Genomic DNA, 18,102 nt, shown 5'->3' with positions numbered 1-18,102 from the left:
GCCTATGCCTTCGGTCGTCATTGTCGGGGGTGGAGCCATAGGGTTAGCCTCTGCCTTTTTTTTGCACCAGGCAGGTGTAGGCTCTATTACGGTGCTCGAGCGAGGGGCAATAGGTAACGGTTGTTCGTATGGCAATGCGGGCTTGGTGAGTCCCAGCCACGTGATTCCACTGGCTGCACCGGGCGTTATGCGTAAAGGGTTGCGTTGGCTTTTAAATTCGAGGAGCCCTTTCTATATTCGGCCGCGTTGGGATCTCGACCTGTTCCGCTGGTTGTGGCATTTTGGCCGTTCGGCTACAGCACGTCATGTGCAGCGCAATGCCCCGGTGCTCAAAGCGCTCTTAGAGCGGAGTCGCACGTTGACAGCTATGCTCCAGGAAAAGATTGGCGATTTTGGTTACCGGTCCGATGGCCTATTGATGGTGTTTCAGGATGAAGGGTATGCGGAATGTGCTGCGTTGGCCCAAGAGGCCGCGCGTTTGGGGATGAGCTGCGAATGGGTCACCAAAGATCGTCTCATCGAGCTTGCGGGTACGCGGGTGCAGGCGCAGGGTGGACTGTTTTTCCCGGGCGATGCTCATTTGCAACCGGATCGTTTTACGGCAGCGCTTGCAAGCTTCCTTACGCAGCACGGTGTATGCTGCCAGTCAGAAGTTACCGTAACTGAAATAGTGCGACAAGGGCGACGGGTACGCGGCCTGAAAACCACTGCAGGTTTCTTTGAAGCAGACGTGGTCGTGCTTGCTACAGGCGCCTGGTCGGTAGAACTGGCTCAGATGGTGGGGTATCGTTTACCGCTCCAGCCAGCTAAAGGCTACAGCCTAACATTTACGCCACCTCCAGAAGGCATGCCCCAGCGGCCTTTACTGCTCACCGAGGCGAAAGTGGCCGTAACGCCGTTCTCCGACGCGCTGCGCTTGGCAGGTACGCTGGAGCTCGCAGGCATAGAGCAGACCATTCGGCCCCACCGCGTCGAGGCCATCTATCGGGCAGCCCAACAGTATTTGCCCATGCTTCGATGGCCTGTGCTTGAGACTGCCAAAGTATGGAGTGGCCTTCGGCCTTGCACGCCCGATGGCCTTCCGGTAGTGGATTGGGTTCCTGGCAGCAGTAACCTGTTGCTGGCCACGGGTCACGCTATGCTTGGCATTTCCCTGGCCGCTGTTACGGGCGAGCTGGTGGCGGCTTTGGTTGCAGGAAAGCAACCTGAGCTGGACATAACACCGCTTCGGGGAGACCGTTGGGGATAGGGGTTGGGGGATTCGGCCAGACCGCTATTTTGGGGTTTTTTCTTGGGTGGGAGGGCTACAAGGGAGGGTTGATGCAGCTAAGATCCAAAACCACCGGGCACGCTCTTTTTACGGCAGCGCTTGCCACTGCACAAACATGGCGCCTTGTTTTTCCTGCTGCCAATAGCAGTAGCAAAGCTTTCATCCTAAGCCGATTCCCACAGCGATTAACGCCTTAGGGCGGTGGATTGCGCGCGAAGACCTGCTGATCGCTCCTTGGTAGCGCAACTTGTGTTTGTTGAGATAAAGTCCAGGATGACTTGATAAGGAATAATTTTTGTGGACAAGATAGAGGTGATGCAATTCATTATGTTTCATGTACTTGAACTATTGGAGGATGCCTATGATGCGTCATTTCATCACATGGCTTGCTCTGTGGTTCTTCGGGGCTGTCGGGACAGTAGCACAGGTTGCTGTTCCTCCCCAATTGATCCGTCCCATCCAAGGCGCGCAGCTTCCAAGCCCTTTAGTGCAGTTTGAGTGGACCCCAAGCAGTCCATCCGCGCCGGGTCTCGTCTACCGCCTAACAGTCAAGCCTCGCTACCAAGGGCAGTCGCCCACCCAGGCAATGGCGAGTAACCCTGTGAGCCTTCAGGTGGACGTGCCTGGCACAAGCTACCAGACCTCGCTTTCAGAAGCCAATGCACTCGGTGCCGATGCAGCAGCACCTAACTATGCTGGGCATGTCTGGCATGTGCAAGCTTTGCTCAATGGACAACCTTACGGTGACAATCAAGGATTCAGTCAGATCGAAGGGTTCTCCGTTCCGGCGATGGCTGTTGACCCCGTCAAGCCGCCGTACGCTGGGTTGATATGGGAGCTTCCGTATACTGCACTCATAGATGGTGGTGCGGAGCTTACCTACGATCTGCCTGCCAACGTCGGCGACACGCTCATTATGATTGTGCGCGTGCGGGTACCGCAGAAACTGACTGAGGATACCTTAGCGCTGCTTCAAGATACGAGCAACGCTTCACCGTCAGCACGGTACACTGGCTACGTTCTCAATCAAGCCGTTGCCTCCGGTGCAGGGCGGGCAAGTGGCAAAACGCTGGGTGCTGTTACCCGTCAGGCACCGCCGCAGGGACAAGGCCGCGGGCCCGTAATCCCTATTCGGCCCAGTGATGTAGGCTTGCCGGAGTTTCGCACATCGCCTGGTGATACACTCGACTACTACGCAGGCGGCTTCTATTTGTACGGTAGGCCTGGCGACACGCTTGTCACGGACAAGGAGCAGGAGAAGAGATCTTACTACGCAGGCGGCTTCTATTTGTACGGTGGGCCTGGCGACACGCTTGTTACGGACAAGGAGCAGGAGACGAGATCTCGCTACACTGGCGGTTACTATGTGTATGGTGGGCCTGGCGATACGCTTGTCACGGACAAGGAGCAGGAGAAGAGATCTTACTACGCAGGCGGCTTCTATTTGTACGGTGGGCCTGGCGACACGCTTGTTACGGACAAGGAGCAGGAGACGAGATCTCGCTACACTGGCGGCTTCTTTGTCTACACCATCCCTGGTAATGGCGAGCCACCGACGTATGCGGGGTATGCAAAGGAATATTTGATAATGCGCGAGTCGGACATCTACAGTATAATCTCAAAGCAAGCTCCCGTTCGAGTGCCAGTTCCCGAGGGTTCGACTACCGACTTTGTAAGTATACTCAAGCCAGCTCCTAAGGATACGTCGAAGGTCAAGATAAAAACAGTGTTGCCGCCGATGGAACCGTACTGGTGGCGGCAGCGGTCCGATACGCTGACGGTCCCGCACACAATCTTCAATCCTCCCGATGAAATTCTCCAGGGTGGGCTGCCGCTGCGTCAGATAGCCTATAATGCGGGGAAGGAGGGTGCTATCATCGTCGAACGCACCGGGAAGGCATATGTAGCGGGTCACTTCGTCCCGCACAACATACTGCTCCCGATTTGCCCCATTGCGGTGCAGGAAAGTGACGCTTTCCCCGAGCCGCTGAGCGACATTCTTGTAGCTGTGGATGAAGAAAGTGGAGCTATTGAGTACCGCTGGCTGGTCCTGCGTAGAGAGCTGACACAAATTCAAGCGGTCGTTCGACTCGACTGCGAGCGCGACTTCTATCCGATCAAGTAAGCACGCGAAGAAGGACGCCGCCGGGCACGCTCAACGGAGAGCGTGCCCGGTTTTTTTTGTTGGAAGGTAAAGCGTGCAAACATCGTATCTTTGCCGATTGCATCGTCTTGCCCACACGCGCTGTCGATGACCAATTATGTTAAAGCATTGCGGACAGAGGTGTGAGGTTGGTAGGGGTTTGAGTCCAGGGAAAATGAGCTGAGGTAGAGACAACGGCCATAGCGCGCTTTAATTTTTGCTTTCCCAGGCCGATTTTATACTCACCGGCGGCAACGTAGCAGCAAGTCATGATGCCGTTCTTTTCGGAATCCTTTTCTTCAGGCAGGTCGGCTATGCGGCTAGAGGCGCCTGGGTGCTACCGATCAGAGCTATTTCAGGAGCTACTGTCGAAGTATCCGGAGGTCCTGGAGCTTTACGCGCGGCACGTTGAAGAAAGACCGCAAGCAGCTGCCTATCAGGAGCGTTGTTTGCGACAGATTCCAGTGGTGGCGCGGTGGCTTAGTCAGGAGCTTGTTGCGGATGGGCGTTTAGGATTGTGTGCCTTGGTGAGTGCGTTAATGAGTCGGCTGTTGGATGAGCTAGGCATTTGGAATTACATAGTTGCTGGTGGTTGCGTAATCACGTTTATTCCGGCGGATATTCGACCCCGCTATTTTTACGTGTTTGATATGCAGGCTGTTGAGGTGCCGCATGCTTGGGTTGTTGCACCACCGTTTTGGGTGATTGATTTGACGCTGCGGCAGCAGCGTTATCCGGGTGATGAAGGGGGGCGTATTCCTGCAGCTGTGCTCAGTCGGCGTGCGCAGCCGGAGGCTGTTGTTCCTGAGGAAGTTTGCGCGCCGGCCCTACTCCACGGGTTGATGTTGCGGGGTATTCCAAAGGAACGGGTGCTTCGCCAAGTGTTTCCCGAATTTTGGCGTTTCCATCGATTTTTTCCTGCACGTGTCGTTGTGCTGCCTAGTGTGCGTTTGAAGTACATTCCTGCGCGGCTGCTTTTGCCGCCCTGGCAAGCCGAATGGGAGACGATGCCGCTGCTGAATGGCAAGTCGTTTCGCCAGCTGCGCGCGCAGCTGGAGGCCTATCTAGAGGGTTAAACTTTAGACGATGGGTTCAGGAAGCAGCATGCGTACTACCTGCACCCAGCCTTCAGGGCCAATAGCTGGGATGCGTACCAATCCAGGCACGTCGAGCGTAGCCCAGCTGCCATCGGGTTGCTGTACCAAAAACGGCCGATCTACGACACGGAGCATAGGGGCATCGTTTGGGCTGTCGCCAATGCCAATGGTTACTACGGACCCGTATTGGCTTTGGTAAAGTTGCGTAAGGAGGCGGACAGCTTGCCCCTTGTCGGTTCCGGCACCAACGATGGTGTGCAGCCGGCCCCCGGCAAAGCAAACTAAGCCATGGGCAGCCAGCGCAGCGTTAAAGCGTTGCCAGTCCTTTGGATCGAAGTGTACCACGATGGTCTCGCTGTACTCCCGACGCATGGCGCGGCGGGCAGCCTCTATAGACAATCCGGTCAGCTGTGCCACCGCTTCTGGCGTTAAGTCGGCATAACCTTGGAAGCACAGCCCAGTTTCCTGGCGGATTTTATGCAAAGCGCGGCGAATTTCAGTTGCAGTTCGACCTAGGGGAATCACCTCGAAGTGCCGCAAACGGTGTCCTTTGGGAGTTAAGCTAAAGTAACCTATAGGGATATAAATGGCAGCGCCGTTTTCCACGATAAACGGATCGTGCACAGAGAGCTGGCGTTGGTAGAAGCGCTGCTCTGCGCGTGTTTTCGAAGAGCAAAATACGATTGGAATGCCTTGTTGCTGCAAGGCTTGCAATACGCTAGCTGCCGGACCAGGGTCGTAGGTGTGCAGGTCCAGTAGCGTTCCATCCAGGTCCGAGAAAATAATCGGAAGGGGATGTTCAGTCTTCATGTGGAGAGGCAATGGTTGACGATCCATCTCCCTCGGCAGAGGCCATAGGGGGTTGGGGTAAGTGCCGGCGATGGCTTGGCCTTTGGATCAGCGCATCCAGCTGTTCTGCATAAGGCGCGCGCCACAGGGCGTTGAGAAAAGCTTCTAAGTCCACGTGGAGCAGCGAGGGGTAAATGCGGGGTGAGGGAGGCTCTTCACCTTTGGCAAGAATGCCCCGCCGACAGAGCTCGCGCAGCACTTCACGTTTAATGGGCTCTGGGCAAATGCGGGAGTGGTAGATCACTTGCAGCGCTGCAAAGATCATTTCGTCGATGTGGGCTTCGCCTTTGGATTCATGCAAGTGGGGATTGCGCGACTCGATCTGGAAAAGGTTAACCTGATGCTGCATCACTTCAGGGTGGGCACTTTCGATCACGCCTCCGTATTTTTCTAGCAGATCGATGTAATGGTAGGGTTCAATGGCGTAGCCCGTGGCATAGTCCAGGAGCATGGCCAACTCTATCGTCATGGCATGCTCACCGGCGTTGCCTGTTCGCACCACCTCGGTTTCAAAGCCTGTGTAATAACTGATGAGCTGGTTCAGGAAGCGATTGGTTACCACCGAGGTGCGGCCGTACTTGGCAAAGAAAAGTTGCGATTGCACGACTTTGGGTTTGCTATGCCAGACGATGCGCACCATCGTATAGGGCGAGTTGCTCAGGGCAAAGCCCGCAGCATACTCGTGCACGTATTCGTAAACAGCCCCTGGAAAGTAATTGTCAGCGTCAATGAACCCGATGTAGCGCTTTCCTAGCAGCCGTGCCAGTAGGGTAGCTGCAATCATGCCCTCGGCCTTTCCATCGGCGATGCGCTCGGTTTCATCAAGAATGTAAGGATAACCAGCTTCAGCCAAGGCGCGGGCTAAGAAAGGGTCTTTCTGATGGATAAGGAGCAGACGCTTTTGGGTAAAGCGAGACCACGTTTCGATTGCATCACGTTCCATTTTAAAGCGGTCAACCGGAGCGCGTCGGCTATTGGAGACGACGATTACCGTGCACTGGTGCGGGATGCCAAACAGCACGCCTTCCAACAGTTTGAGTCGCTCATCACGGATGGGGACCACAACGGCCATGTCGCGCTCGATTTCATAGAGCGTCTCATAAGGAAGGTTTTGAATGACGCTATTTTCGGCAGCCGGTGCATCCTGGCGCAAACCCGAATCCAGTTCATAGACTTTCTGAACGCCAAAAATATGATTGGCACCAAAGCGCTCTGCCTCACGGGGAATTTCGATGCGCATGTATCTCCCTTCCGGTTGGTGAACTGAACAGGCGGGACAACCAACAGGGGCGGTTTACCCTAGAGAAACGGTTTATCCTAAAAGATAGGTTCCAAATTTAAGTATTGCTCAGCTTGCGTAGTTCAACAAGTCAGTAACAAAAAGGGTTTGAACGGAAAGGTTGGCCTGGCTGTATAAACAAACAGCACGGGGCATTGAAACGTGAGCAGAGCTATGACCACACTGCGCTTTGAGAAAATACATGACTACTTGTGGGAGATCCCTAAGTCGGGCGGCATGCAGGTCCCAGCGCGTATCTATGCGAGCGAGAAAATTTTGCGTGAGCTCCAAGAGGACCAAGCGCCACAGCAAGCTGTCAATGTGGCCCACTTGCCGGGCATTGTTAAATATGCGCTGGCGATGCCCGACATTCATTGGGGTTATGGCTTCCCGATTGGGGGCGTGGCGGCTTTTGACCTAGAGGAAGGGGTGATCTCGCCTGGGGGCGTAGGCTACGATATTAATTGTGGTGTGCGTTTGCTGGCGAGTCGATTGTCTTACCAAGAAGTAGAACCTCATCTGGAGCGGCTCATTGATGTGCTTTTCCAACGCGTCCCCACAGGTGTTGGGGCTTCGGGTGCGTTAAAAGTGTCGCGACAAGAGCTCCGGCGCGTGGCTGTCGAAGGGGCGCATTGGGCGGTGCGACAGGGCTTTGGTACAGCAAGCGACCTGGAATGCATTGAAGAAAACGGGCGCATTGAAGGGGCTGATCCGGCAGCGGTCTCGGAGCGCGCCTACGAGCGCGGTGCGGAGCAACTGGGCACGTTGGGCTCAGGCAACCACTTCCTGGAGGTGGGCTATGTGGCGCAAATCTACGATGATGCAGCGGCTCAGGCGATGGGACTGTTTTTGGGACAGGTAACCGTGATCATTCATACCGGTTCACGGGGCTTTGGCTATCAGATTTGCGACGACTATCTGGCTGTGATGGACCGGGCGCTGGCCAAGTACCACATTCGCCTACCGGATCGCCAACTGGCCTGTGCACCGCTGCGCTCGCCAGAAGGCCAGCAGTACCTAGCGGCGATGCGCTGTGGGATCAACTTTGCCTTTGCCAATCGGCAGATCATCGCTCATAACACCCGCAAAGCTTTTGTAGAAGCGCTAGGCATGCGCGAAGAAGAGATTGGCTTGCGTACCGTTTATGAGGTTGCCCACAATATTGCCAAGATTGAGGAGCATACGGTAGATGGCCAACGCTGCCAGGTATGCGTGCATCGTAAGGGCGCCACGCGGGCTTTTCCACCCGGACATCCACAAATCCCCGCAGTCTATCGGAGTATTGGACAGCCCGTGTTGATTCCTGGCGACATGGGACGCTACTCGTATGTGCTTCTGGGTACTGCACAGGCCATGGAAGAGACGTTTGGTAGCACCTGCCACGGCGCAGGTCGCCAGCTAAGCCGGACGAAAGCCAAAAAAGTGGCTGGATCCCGGCGCATTGCCGACGAGCTGCGCAAGCAAGGCATTGTTGTGCGCGGCGCTAGCCTACGTACGATTAACGAAGAAATCCCAGAGGCGTATAAAGACGTAGCTGAAGTGGTCGAAGTGTGCCATCGGGCTGGCATTTCACGTAAGGTGGCCCAGCTACGACCGTTGGGATGCATCAAGGGCTAAGCGCACCTCCTTAAAAAGCGAAAGGGGATCCCCCGGGATCCCCTTTCGTCTGCTCCCTTATCCCGGCTTCCGGCACGGGACGGGTCGATCACCCCCTACCCAAAGAAAAGCAAATCGCGTGCCAGGCGACATATCGCCTAGACGACGTGCGCAGAGGCTGCAGCTCTTCCTAACTGTGCAAGAAAAGCTCAGTACGTGTAGCGAATTGCACAGGGGCTTTTCATGGAGTTTTTGATTTTATTTATTAAGACAAGATCTAAATTTGAGAAAAAGTTTTCTGCAACCCATTTGGTACGTAGGTTATGCGTTTGGGACTACGCTATGGCTTGGGCTTTCTGATGCTTTGGGGGCTTGCGATTGACGTTTCGGCGCAGCAAGGCAAGCTTCAGGGTGTTGTTCAGCGTGAGACGGGTGAGCCTTTGTCCGGTGCACATGTTTACCTTGAGGGCACTGCGCTAGGCAGCGTGACGGATGCTGAGGGACGTTTCTTGCTGGCAGGCATTGCTCCTGGTGAGCATGTGGTAGTGGCGCGCAGTGTAGGATATGAGACGGTACGCGCACGGGTGCAGTTGGCAGCGGGGGCAACCGAAACGTTGCGTTTTGTTCTTAAAGAGCGCCCGATTGATCTAGATGCCGTGGTAGTGCGCCGGACCACCTTGAGCGAAGGGCGCGGCACGTTGCTGGGTCTTCCTGGGGCTGTCCAGCTGTTGACGCTGCGCGAGCTGGAGCGCTTTCGCTTTAATGATATTGGTCGTGTGCTGCAAAGCGTGCCTGGGGTGAATGTCCAGGAAGAAGATGGGTATGGATTGCGCCCCAATATTGGACTTCGCGGAAGTGGATCGGAGCGGAGTTCTAAGATCACCGTGATGGAGGATGGTGTGTTGATAGCACCAGCGCCATATGCGGCACCGGCTGCTTACTATTTTCCCACGGTAGGGCGCATGCATGCCATTGAGGTGCGTAAAGGTTCCGGGCAGATCAAATACGGTCCCTACACTACTGGCGGTGCGCTTAATTTAATTTCTACGCCGATCCCTTCCAGCTTTTCGGGCAAGCTGGATTTGTTGGTTGGGGAGCGGCAGGAACGGACCTTCCATGCGCATCTAGGGGATTCCTTTACACACGGGGGGTTTGTGGTAGAAACCTACCAGACCCGCACCGATGGCTTTAAAAAACTCGATGGCGGTGGTCCAACAGGTTTTGAAATTCAAGATTATCTGGTAAAGCTACGGCTGCAAACCCGCCCGGAGGCAAAATTTTACAATGCGTTGACGTTCAAGGCTGTTCAGCGCTTAGAAACGTCCCATGAAACCTATTTGGGATTGACGGAAGATGACTTTGCCCGCACGCCGTTTCGACGCTATGCTGGGTCGCAGAAGGATGTGATGACGACCGAGCATAAGCACTACATACTGCGGCACGTCATGCGCCCGCTTCGAAATGTAGACGTGGTCACCACGCTTTACCGCACTGATTTTCATCGCAACTGGTACAAGCTGGACCGGGTGCGGGCTTCAAGCAGCACTTCCTGGGTAAGGATTGCGGATTTGCTCGCCAATCCTCAGGCCTATGCGGCCGAGTATGCTATCGTAACTGGGCAGACCAGCCCAATCGATCAGGCGCTGGAGGTCAAAGCCAACAACCGCACCTACTATGCGCAAGGTATAGAGACCATTGTGGGATGGTCTTATGAAGGCCCTGCCTTGTCCCATGCCTTGGAGGTAGGGGTGCGTGTGCATGAGGATCAGCTTGATCGCTTTCAGTGGAGCGATTACTATCGCATGGATCAAGGGGTGATGAAACTCACCGAAGCCGGCACGCCAGGCACAGAAAGCAATCGTATTGAGCAAGCAAATGCTGTCTCGAGCTATGTCCAGTATCGGCTCGAGGTGGGGCGGTGGACGGTAGTGCCGGGCCTGCGCTATGAACACATCGTGCTCAAGCGTAGCGATTATGGCCGGAACGATCCGCAGCGTACCGGTGTGGCCCTGCAAAAGCAGCGCAATACGGTAGCGGTGTGGATTCCCGGCATAGGCGTGGATTATGCGCTGCGTGCGGGTTGGCACATCTTTGCGGGGGTGCATAAGGGGTTTGCACCGCCCGGCGCGACGCCAGGGGCGCGTCCGGAAGAAAGCATCAACTATGAGCTGGGTATGCGCTATCGAAGCCGGGGCCTTGTGCTGGACGGGGTGGTGTTTTTCCATGATTATCGAAACCTTTTGGGGGCTGACCTGACTGCTGTTGGTGGCACCGGTTCAGGAGATTTGTTTAACGGTGGGGCTGTGCGAGCCTATGGCTTGGAGCTTGCTGCCTATTATGACTTGGGTCCCTTAGGCTCGTGGGTGCGCAGCATGCCCGTAAGTTTTAGCTATACCCTCAGTCAGGCTACGTTTGAGCACGCTTTCCAGAGCCAGTTTGAGCCCTGGGGGCGGGTGGCCAAAGGGGATGAACTGCCGTATTTGCCACATCATCAGCTAGCGACTTCGTTAGACCTTATTGGGACGCGGACCGAGGTGCACGTCACCGGACGGTACGTCAGCCGCATGCGCACGCAAGCTGGTCAAGGTGCCTTCTTACCTAGCCAGAGTACCGATCCTGTCTTTGTGTTGGATGTGGCTGCTGACTACCGGTTGGCTCCTCAGGTTAAGTTGTTTGCAAGCGTACGTAACCTGACCAATACCGTTTACATTGCTTCCCGGCGTCCCGCGGGCTTACGTCCTGGGCTGCCGAGACAATTCCTCCTGGGGATTAAAGCAGAATTCTAACGGCACACCAACCGAACTGAAAACAAGCGCCCTCTAAAGCAGGGCGCTTGTTTTTTTAAAACGACCAGCGCACTTCCATCCCGTTGATCTGGGGAATAAGCTGCAGTCTTTGGGTAGAGGTAGCAGGAAGAATGAGGGCATCTAAATAGCCGTATAGCCACACCGCGCCGGTGGCCAAAAGCAAAGTGTTTCGGGTTTTAAACCAATGGTTTGCCGTGCGGTAGTGGTCTTCGATGCGGAAGGGATTGGTTTCCTCCAGGTACGCTGACCAGGCCCATTTGTATTCCAAGTGTGCAATCAGGCTACTGCCCACCAAGAGTCCCCAAATGGTGCTTAAAAACCATCCTTTTTGCGTTTGTCCTTTGTAGCGTTGGCCCCAGCCAGGGAAGAGGAGGGAGCGTAAGGCCGCCATGGGACGTGGGTCGGGTTGCACCACATAACGCCAGGAAAGTGGGTTTTCCGTAGCCGACTGATGGGCGCGTTCCTGACGAATTTGTTCAAAAAAATCCCTCACCTTAGGTGAGGCTAAGACGGGATCGAGCTCCAACTGAGGGTTGAGGGAAAGGGCGGCCTCAAAATGCTGCCGAGCTTCTGCAGGCTCATTGCGTGCCATGAGCACTAGAGCCAGAACCGTATGCAGCTCGACAAGCTGCGTTGGGGTATAGTGTTGGTAATGGAGCAGGGCCTGGCGCGTGAGGGTTTCAACCCGGCCGTAGTCCAACTGCTGATAGGCCTGCCAGATTTCTTGAAGCACTTGGGTGGGGGAGGGTTGCGTAGGTTGGGCTTGAAGGGGAAAGGCCCCTAGCATCCATAGGCTAGCTAATCCGAAAAACTTCCAGCATTGCATGCCGTTTAGGGAGCTCGAATAAGCAGTCGCTCTTGGTGAAAAGCGCCTTGTACCAGGCGTACGATATAAACGCCTGCCGGAAGCGAAGATCCCAGCATTGTGCGCCCATCCCATACGAGCACATGGCTTCCGGGCGCTACGGCGCCTTGGAGTAAGTGAGCAACAGGGCGTCCTAAAAGGTCGTAAACCGTTAGCGTTACTGGCTTGTCGGCTTGCTGGCTGCTTAAAGAAAAGGTAAAGGTAACCTGCTCTTGGAACGGATGCGGATAGGGGGGCTGCAGCCAGAAGTCAGGGGGGAGTGTCTCCGTTTGGCGGTTGGTCAGTACGGCTGCTGAAGTAGCCTCAGCATTATTGAGCGGTTTGCCGTCTCGCTGCTCTAGTCCGCCAAATACGAAGATGGTATCGTTGTGCAGCACAGCTGCAAAGCTAAAGCGGGCCTGGCGTAGCGGGGGTAAAGATTCAAGCTGCCAGCCGTTGTCGGTCCAGCGCAGGGCCTGAACGGCAGTCAGGCCTGTTTCTTTTCCACTTAATCCGCCAAGCAGAAGAATTGCATTCCGGTAGGTTAAGGCAGCCCCGGCCCACCACTCATAAGGGAGCAGCAACGTTTGGTCGAGGACGACCTCGCCCGTTAGGGGCCGAAATTGTTGGATGATGCCTATGGGCAAGTTGTTGCTCAGACCGCCGATGATGTAAATCTTGTCTTCCCAAGTGGTTGCTGCTGCCAGGTGGACGGGCTGCACGAGCTGGATAGGGAAGGGCAGCACTTCCCAAGCGTCTTTCTGGGGATCGTAGCGTTCGATGCTGGCTAGTGATCGTGGCTGGACTTGGCGACCAATGGAGGAGGGTCCTTCAGCAAGGGATCTTCCCCCTATAGCATAAATCTGGCTGCCAAAAGCTATGGCAGCCAGCTCTTGTCGCTCCTGCTGCAGCGAGGCTACGCGCTGCCAGCGTTGCGTCCAGTCGAGCATCCATACCTCATCGGTCGTTTCGCCATTTTCGTCCATGCCACCAATGAGGTACAGGTTGTCTTCTAGCGTAACGGCAGCAGCGAAAGCTACGGGCTCTTCAAGTTGGGGCACTTCACGGATCCACGCTTGGAGTGCAGGATCATAGGCTTCAACGGTAGTGAGCGGTTTCCCGTCTAGTCCGATACCGCCAATAACATAGATGCGGCCGTGCAGGGTTGCCGCAGCAGCAGCATAGCGAGGTGTTGGCATAGGAGGTAGCTCGCGCCAAGCTGGCTGAGCCTGGCTCGTGGCCACAACAAACAGCAGGATGAACCCGATCAAAATGCCCATGGCATACCTCTCCAATGCGCACCGCTTGCCCTGCGCGTGCGCAGGCCTTGCACAAACTTACGTCGGTAAGCTCGCATAACGCATGCCAAGACAATTAACGTTCCAGCCCTTAGGGACGGCGCATAAGATCAATTTGGATGGTTTGCTCAGTGCCCGCTTGTACGTGCACCAGGGTATCGATGGTGCCCAGTGAGGGATGCACTAGTCGCAAACGATGCGTACCCGGCGAGACAATCAATGGTTGTTCTTGAGGAGGCATTACGTCATAAAAACGGTCGTTGAGGTAAACATAAGCCCAAGGGTGGATCGCCAGCCACAGCCGTCCTACCTGTGCCCATAGCGACACGTTTAGGAGCGTGTCTTGACCAGCGTGCAGGGAGACGGAAAAGCGGTGGGGAGGAAACTCGGGATTGCGTAGGTAGAGGGTGTAGGTGCCAGGTGTCAGTGCAAGCGGAGTATCTAGCGGGGTAACGCCAATAGAGTCGAGTTGTCCAGCATTTTCTAGAAAGACGTAAGCCCAAGGGGTAACCTGCAAGCGCAAGCGTGCTTTGGGGGGGTGTGCTGCAGGTGCTGTAGTGGCAGAAAGCGATGAGGGAGGAGGACTCGTGGGGAGGCTATGCTCAACGGTGTCTTGGGGTGAACGGCTAGCGGGAAAGTTGGGCTCAAGCGCAGACTGAAGAGGCGTGTTGGAGGGTGCGGTGCTTAGCGTTTCGGAAGGGACAGTGTCCTGCGTCAGGGTAAGCGTGGTGTCGGCAGGGGGGGACACCATGGTGTCGACAGGGCCTACACGTAAGCTCCAGAACGTGATGATAGACAGCCCGAGCAGTCCAAGGCTGATGCTAAGCCACAAGGAGCGTCGCAAGCGCCTGGAAGGTGTTGCTGTAGGAGCTGGGGGGAGCGTTGGGGGGGATGCAGCTGCTGCCTGAAACGATGCGGGATGCTCCAAATACAGCGACAGCTCCTTGGCCGTGGCCCAAAAACCTTCTTGGTGCTGCACCTGCGCAAGGGCTTGTAGGACCTCATCGGCGGTGGCGTAGCGGGCTGTTGGTTGCTTAGCCAGAAGCCGGGCGCAAAGCTGCACTACGGCTTCGGGAGCACGGGCCAGCGTACGTAGCCTTGGTAGAGGATCGTGGTGCAGCAGCGCATCAAAGATTTCGCCGGTCGTTTCCCCAGGGAAAGCCTGAACGCCGGTCAGCATTTCAAACAGCGTAGCCCCTAGGGCAAACAGATCGGCCTGTGGGGAAGGGGCTTCGCCTAAAAGAAGCTCAGGAGCCAAATAAGCGGGTGTGCCACGCAGCGCGTCACCTGTAGCCTTGGCAAGGCTAGTTGCCATGCCAAAATCAGTTAGCTTAACCTGGCCTTCCAGGGAAATCAAGATGTTAGAAGGCTTTAGATCGCGGTGTAAGATGCCTTTCTCGTGTGCTGCTTTTAGGCCGCGGGTGACTTCGGCGGCAATGTACAGGGCAATCGGAAGCGGCAGCGGACCATGGCGAAGCAGCTCGCGCAGCGAGCATCCTTCGACAAATTCGGTTACCAAATAGAGCTGGTCTTCGGTACGCCCAAAGGCGTAGACGGCCACGACGTTAGGGTGTTGCACGCGCGCTGCTAGGCGGGCTTCTTCTTCAAAGTGCTCGGCTAGGTCCGGTTCGCAGGCCAGGTCGGCGTGCAAGACTTTAAGCAGTACAAAGCGATCCAGCGAGGCCTGATAGGCCTTGTAGACCGTAGCAGTAGGGCCGCTAGCCAGCTCCGCAAACGGTTGCAGGTCGGCTATGCGTCCTGGACGTGCCATTCTTTCAGTTTATAGTGTAACCAGCGTCGTGAAACGCCCAGCACGCGTGCTGTCTCCGAAATATTACCCTCATGCCGCTTGAGCGTACGCAGCACCACGCGTCGTTCTACTTCGTGCAGTGGCAGGTCGGGCTCAAACGGATCGGCGCCGTCGGTTTCGGGCAGGCGCAGGTCTTCGGGCGTAATAAACTCACCCCGCGCGAGCACTACAGCACGCTCAATCGTGTTTTCCAGTTCACGCACGTTGCCAGGCCAGTGGTAACGCTCAAGCGCCTCAAGGGCTTGAGGCGTAAAGCCTTTGATATGCGCGCGCTTTTTGACCGCGTACTTATCGAGAAAATGATGGGCTAGAAGGGGGATGTCGCCGCGCCGTTGGCGCAAGGGAGGGACGGTGATCTGGATCGTGTTCAGTCGGTAGTAGAGGTCTTCGCGAAACTTGCCTTGGCGTACCAGTTCACGTAGCGGTTTGTTGGTGGCCGAAATAACCCGCACGTCGACTTTTCGGATCTGCGTGTCGCCCACGCGTCGAATTTCCCCTTCCTGGAGCACCCGCAAAAGGGCCGTCTGCATGCGTGGGCTTAGGTCGCCCACCTCATCCAGAAACACGGTACCGCCGTCAGCGACTTCAAACAGGCCTTTTTTGTCGCTTAGCGCTCCGGTAAAAGCGCCTTTTTTGTGGCCAAAAAGCTCACTTTCTAACAGTTCGTCAGGTAGGGATCCGCAGAAAACGGCTACAAACGGTTGGTGTTTGCGCTCGCCGTTGTAGTGCAAAGCGCGGGCGATCAGTTCTTTTCCGGTTCCGCTTTCGCCTTCAATGAGGACGGTAGCGTCGGTGTCGAGCACGCGGGCCATCGTATCGAAGACTTCGCGCATGGCCGGGCTTTGCCCTACGATGCCTTCAAAGCCATGAAGGCGCTGGATTTCGCTGCGTAGCCGCCGGTTTTCCTCCCGCAACGACTGGTAGAGCTGGGCATTTTCGATGGCCACAGCCGCCTGGTGGGCAAAAGCTTCTAGAAAAGGCAAGCATTCGCGCGTAAAAGGGCTGCGGCGCGAAAGGCTGTCTAGGTAGATGGCCCCGATCAGGCGTTCCTTAATGCGCAGCGGCACGCAGGCAATCGACTGGATGCGTTGGATGACGATGCTTTCTGCCTTGCGATAGCGTTCGTCTTGTTGCGCTTCGTACAGGAGTACGGGTTGGCCGGTGCGCAGCACTTCATGCACAACACTGGTCGAGATGCGTACAATCTCACCCAGTTGTTGCTCGGTGAAGTTGCGCTGCGCCCGTATGGCAAACCCTTCAGGATACTGCGGCGCTTTAAGCAGAATAAAGCCCCGTTCCGCTTCCAGCGTTTCTATGGCAATTTCCAGCACTTTTTCCAACAGCACCTCGGGGTCCCGAAGTGTGTTGATTACCAGCGCAATTTCTGCCAGCGCTTCAAACGAAGTCCGCATCGTAGGGGGTGCACTCATGGAACTTGGAATCCAGCTTCTTTGGAGCGGCTGCGGTTGCCAAATGCATCGACCAGAGAAACTGTCCAATAATATACGCCGGAAGCTAGGGGTTGTGGTATACGTACCGAATCACGGGTAGCGCTGAGGTTTTCCAAGGTGACCACAGGAATGTCCAGGTCGGCTTCCCGGCGCACCACATCAATACGATAAGTAAATGGAAAAGGCATATCGAGACGCTCCCAGCGCAGCAAAGGTTGGGTGGTATCCACGACTGCTAGTCCGCGTGGTTCTAGCGCTGTGGGTACGGCATCGATGATGCGGCTAAGGCGTAAGGCCGACGTGTGGACCGTGTCGCCGTTACGATCCAGGGCGCCTAAGTACAGGTCATAGCCTATTAAGGCATGCAGCGAAGGTAGCGGCAAAGCTTCAGCGGGTATGATGGTAAAAAACCGACCTGCTGGTTGCGTGGATTGCAATGTATCGGAAAATTGCAACGCGGGAATTTCTAACCATACGCGCATTACATCCCGCAAGTCGTCGGGATCGATCACTTGCGCTTCAACTTCTAACCGATATAAATCGGACTGGGGCCACCAGCGGCTGATGTGCACCGTAGTGAGCATATAGGTGGCAAAATAAGGTAGGGCGTTCAGGCGTACGTTTAACGTAAGTGTCTGATTGGAAATAACTTCAACATATTGCGTGTCTTGGAGCGCTCGGTATCCTGCAGCCTGTACCCAAAGCCGGTAGCGCCCAGGGGGAACCTCACTGAAAACAAAGCGACCAGCGGTGTTGCTGCGCGCTGTTCGTCCTTGCGCTATGGTGTCCGTTTCTGGCCAGAGGTAGACGAGAACCCCTGCCAAAGGAGGGTAAGGAGGATATTGGCGCGTAACAATGCCTTCGACGCGACCCTGGGGAGCATATTGATCTGAACGCGGATCCATTGGGTTGTCGCGAGGCAGATCGGCCAGACATCCGCTCCAGCACAGCAGGACGACTGCGCCTAATATGATATGCGCCTTAAAGCCCAGCATGTATACGTCTTACGGCGTAGTCCCCACGTCTCGACTTAGGATAAGCATCGGTTGCGGATACGACAAGGGGCCAAATGGGGTTTGCACAAAAGGTTTGGCGGTTAAGCTAACCCGTTTGGTTACGCCCTCGGTACCGCTTAGCGCCAGGGCTAGCTCGACCAGGTCACGCAGATTTTTTTCAAAGAAATCGAGCAGGTCTAGCTCGATGTCTACCGGAATGCTTTGGGGTTCACCTGGAGGGAGGCGATAGGTTCGATCAATAAGCCCGCTCAGGAGGGGGCGTTCGTCCAGGCGCAACGTCCATTCTAACCGCTCCAAGCGGGCTGTAACGCGATTTTCGCGCGGGTTTACAGCCACAACGTACAGCCGAAAGCGTAGTGGCAGGGTTCCTTGTGCTAGGGCCAGGCTGAGCTGTGCGATTTGACTTGCCTCTAGATCCTCGTAATGCTGGATGGTACTGAGGTTAATGCCCGCAAGATAGACCTCGTCAATGCGATCTAGGTAAAAGTCTACCTGGCGCAATGCTTGCCATTCGCGCAGCGTACGGCAGCTTAATCCCCCTAAGAGCAGCGTGAGCACTAGAAAAAAGCGCGTTGTGTTGTATATTTCCGTAGCCATGCGTTTTTTAGAGCGGCAAAAAGCAAACTTTTTTACCTGCCATCT

Annotated in this window: 13 protein-coding genes; 5 read left to right on the top strand and 8 right to left on the bottom strand. The window is 55.6% G+C overall.

Going from position 1 to position 18,102, the window contains the following annotated elements:
- The first annotated feature begins 4 nt into the window (after window positions 1–4).
- From J8E65_RS00210 to J8E65_RS00200, 3 genes are all read left to right on the top strand, one after another.
- Window positions 5–1,249 carry an NAD(P)/FAD-dependent oxidoreductase gene (locus tag J8E65_RS00210; RefSeq protein WP_210373343.1) on the top strand — a complete coding sequence of 415 codons (1,245 nt, stop codon included), beginning with the start codon at window positions 5–7 and terminating at the stop codon, window positions 1,247–1,249.
- A gap of 382 nt (window positions 1,250–1,631) precedes the next feature.
- Window positions 1,632–3,395, top strand: a complete 1,764-nt coding sequence (locus J8E65_RS00205; protein ID WP_210373342.1) for a hypothetical protein — start codon at window positions 1,632–1,634, stop codon at window positions 3,393–3,395.
- Window positions 3,396–3,682: 287 nt separating this feature from the next.
- Window positions 3,683–4,489 carry a hypothetical protein gene (locus tag J8E65_RS00200; RefSeq protein ID WP_237181475.1) on the top strand — a complete coding sequence of 269 codons (807 nt, stop codon included), beginning with the start codon at window positions 3,683–3,685 and terminating at the stop codon, window positions 4,487–4,489.
- A gap of 3 nt (window positions 4,490–4,492) precedes the next feature.
- Here the strand turns inward: J8E65_RS00200 and mpgP are convergent, their stop codons facing one another.
- Together mpgP and mpgS are read right to left on the bottom strand one after the other, a co-directional pair.
- Window positions 4,493–5,320, bottom strand: a complete 828-nt coding sequence (mpgP, locus tag J8E65_RS00195; protein WP_210373341.1) for a mannosyl-3-phosphoglycerate phosphatase — start codon at window positions 5,318–5,320, stop codon at window positions 4,493–4,495.
- The gene (gene mpgS / locus J8E65_RS00190) at window positions 5,310–6,599 is read right to left on the bottom strand and encodes a mannosyl-3-phosphoglycerate synthase (protein WP_210373340.1); all 1,290 of its coding nucleotides are present in this window, start codon (window positions 6,597–6,599) and stop codon (window positions 5,310–5,312) included. Before mpgS ends, mpgP begins: the two co-directional genes overlap by 11 nt.
- A 213-nt stretch (window positions 6,600–6,812) precedes the next feature.
- Here mpgS and J8E65_RS00185 point away from each other — a divergent pair, with 213 nt between their 5' ends.
- Window positions 6,813–8,255, top strand: a complete 1,443-nt coding sequence (locus J8E65_RS00185) for an RtcB family protein (protein ID WP_210373339.1) — start codon at window positions 6,813–6,815, stop codon at window positions 8,253–8,255.
- Window positions 8,256–8,557: 302 nt separating this feature from the next.
- Entirely contained in the window at window positions 8,558–11,020 is a 2,463-nt protein-coding gene (locus tag J8E65_RS00180) for a TonB-dependent receptor (RefSeq protein ID WP_210373338.1), read from the top strand.
- Between the two features lie 55 nt (window positions 11,021–11,075).
- Here the strand turns inward: J8E65_RS00180 and J8E65_RS00175 are convergent, their stop codons facing one another.
- The 6 genes from J8E65_RS00175 to J8E65_RS00150 all read right to left on the bottom strand — a co-directional run bounded on the left by J8E65_RS00175 (window position 11,076) and on the right by J8E65_RS00150 (window position 18,057).
- Entirely contained in the window at window positions 11,076–11,867 is a 792-nt protein-coding gene (locus J8E65_RS00175) for a tetratricopeptide repeat protein (protein ID WP_210373337.1), read from the bottom strand.
- A 5-nt stretch (window positions 11,868–11,872) separates the two neighbouring features.
- A complete protein-coding gene (locus J8E65_RS00170) occupies window positions 11,873–13,165 on the bottom strand; it encodes a Kelch repeat-containing protein (RefSeq protein ID WP_210373336.1) in 1,293 nt (430 codons plus the stop codon).
- Window positions 13,166–13,274: 109 nt separating this feature from the next.
- Window positions 13,275–14,954, bottom strand: a complete 1,680-nt coding sequence (locus J8E65_RS00165; protein ID WP_210373335.1) for a serine/threonine-protein kinase — start codon at window positions 14,952–14,954, stop codon at window positions 13,275–13,277.
- Complete coding sequence (locus tag J8E65_RS00160; protein ID WP_210373334.1) at window positions 14,933–16,423, bottom strand: sigma-54 interaction domain-containing protein; 1,491 nt, start codon at window positions 16,421–16,423, stop codon at window positions 14,933–14,935. Before J8E65_RS00160 ends, J8E65_RS00165 begins: the two co-directional genes overlap by 22 nt.
- Window positions 16,420–17,439 carry a carboxypeptidase-like regulatory domain-containing protein gene (locus J8E65_RS00155; protein WP_210373333.1) on the bottom strand — a complete coding sequence of 340 codons (1,020 nt, stop codon included), beginning with the start codon at window positions 17,437–17,439 and terminating at the stop codon, window positions 16,420–16,422. Before J8E65_RS00155 ends, J8E65_RS00160 begins: the two co-directional genes overlap by 4 nt.
- Before the next feature lie 9 nt (window positions 17,440–17,448).
- A complete protein-coding gene (locus J8E65_RS00150) occupies window positions 17,449–18,057 on the bottom strand; it encodes a hypothetical protein (RefSeq protein WP_210373332.1) in 609 nt (202 codons plus the stop codon).
- Window positions 18,058–18,102 lie beyond the last annotated feature (45 nt).

The sequence above is a fragment of the Rhodothermus bifroesti genome (assembly GCF_017908595.1).
Classification (GTDB): Bacteria; Bacteroidota; Rhodothermia; order Rhodothermales; family Rhodothermaceae; genus Rhodothermus; species Rhodothermus bifroesti.
The sequence above is the reverse complement of the archived record's forward strand: the minus strand, read 5'-3'. Positions and strand labels throughout refer to the sequence as shown.

What these genes read in the sequence shown, in the direction of transcription:
- J8E65_RS00210 (WP_210373343.1), top strand. Translation starts at nt 5, where the DNA reads ATGCCTTCGGTCGTCATTGTCGGGGGTGGAGCCATAGGGTTAGCCTCT.
- J8E65_RS00205 (WP_210373342.1), top strand. Translation starts at nt 1,632, where the DNA reads ATGATGCGTCATTTCATCACATGGCTTGCTCTGTGGTTCTTCGGGGCT.
- J8E65_RS00200 (WP_237181475.1), top strand. Translation starts at nt 3,683, where the DNA reads ATGATGCCGTTCTTTTCGGAATCCTTTTCTTCAGGCAGGTCGGCTATG.
- mpgP (WP_210373341.1), bottom strand. Translation starts at nt 5,320, where the DNA reads ATGAAGACTGAACATCCCCTTCCGATTATTTTCTCGGACCTGGATGGA.
- mpgS (WP_210373340.1), bottom strand. Translation starts at nt 6,599, where the DNA reads ATGCGCATCGAAATTCCCCGTGAGGCAGAGCGCTTTGGTGCCAATCAT.
- J8E65_RS00185 (WP_210373339.1), top strand. Translation starts at nt 6,813, where the DNA reads ATGACCACACTGCGCTTTGAGAAAATACATGACTACTTGTGGGAGATC.
- J8E65_RS00180 (WP_210373338.1), top strand. Translation starts at nt 8,558, where the DNA reads ATGCGTTTGGGACTACGCTATGGCTTGGGCTTTCTGATGCTTTGGGGG.
- J8E65_RS00175 (WP_210373337.1), bottom strand. Translation starts at nt 11,867, where the DNA reads ATGCAATGCTGGAAGTTTTTCGGATTAGCTAGCCTATGGATGCTAGGG.
- J8E65_RS00170 (WP_210373336.1), bottom strand. Translation starts at nt 13,165, where the DNA reads ATGGGCATTTTGATCGGGTTCATCCTGCTGTTTGTTGTGGCCACGAGC.
- J8E65_RS00165 (WP_210373335.1), bottom strand. Translation starts at nt 14,954, where the DNA reads ATGGCACGTCCAGGACGCATAGCCGACCTGCAACCGTTTGCGGAGCTG.
- J8E65_RS00160 (WP_210373334.1), bottom strand. Translation starts at nt 16,423, where the DNA reads ATGAGTGCACCCCCTACGATGCGGACTTCGTTTGAAGCGCTGGCAGAA.
- J8E65_RS00155 (WP_210373333.1), bottom strand. Translation starts at nt 17,439, where the DNA reads ATGCTGGGCTTTAAGGCGCATATCATATTAGGCGCAGTCGTCCTGCTG.
- J8E65_RS00150 (WP_210373332.1), bottom strand. Translation starts at nt 18,057, where the DNA reads ATGGCTACGGAAATATACAACACAACGCGCTTTTTTCTAGTGCTCACG.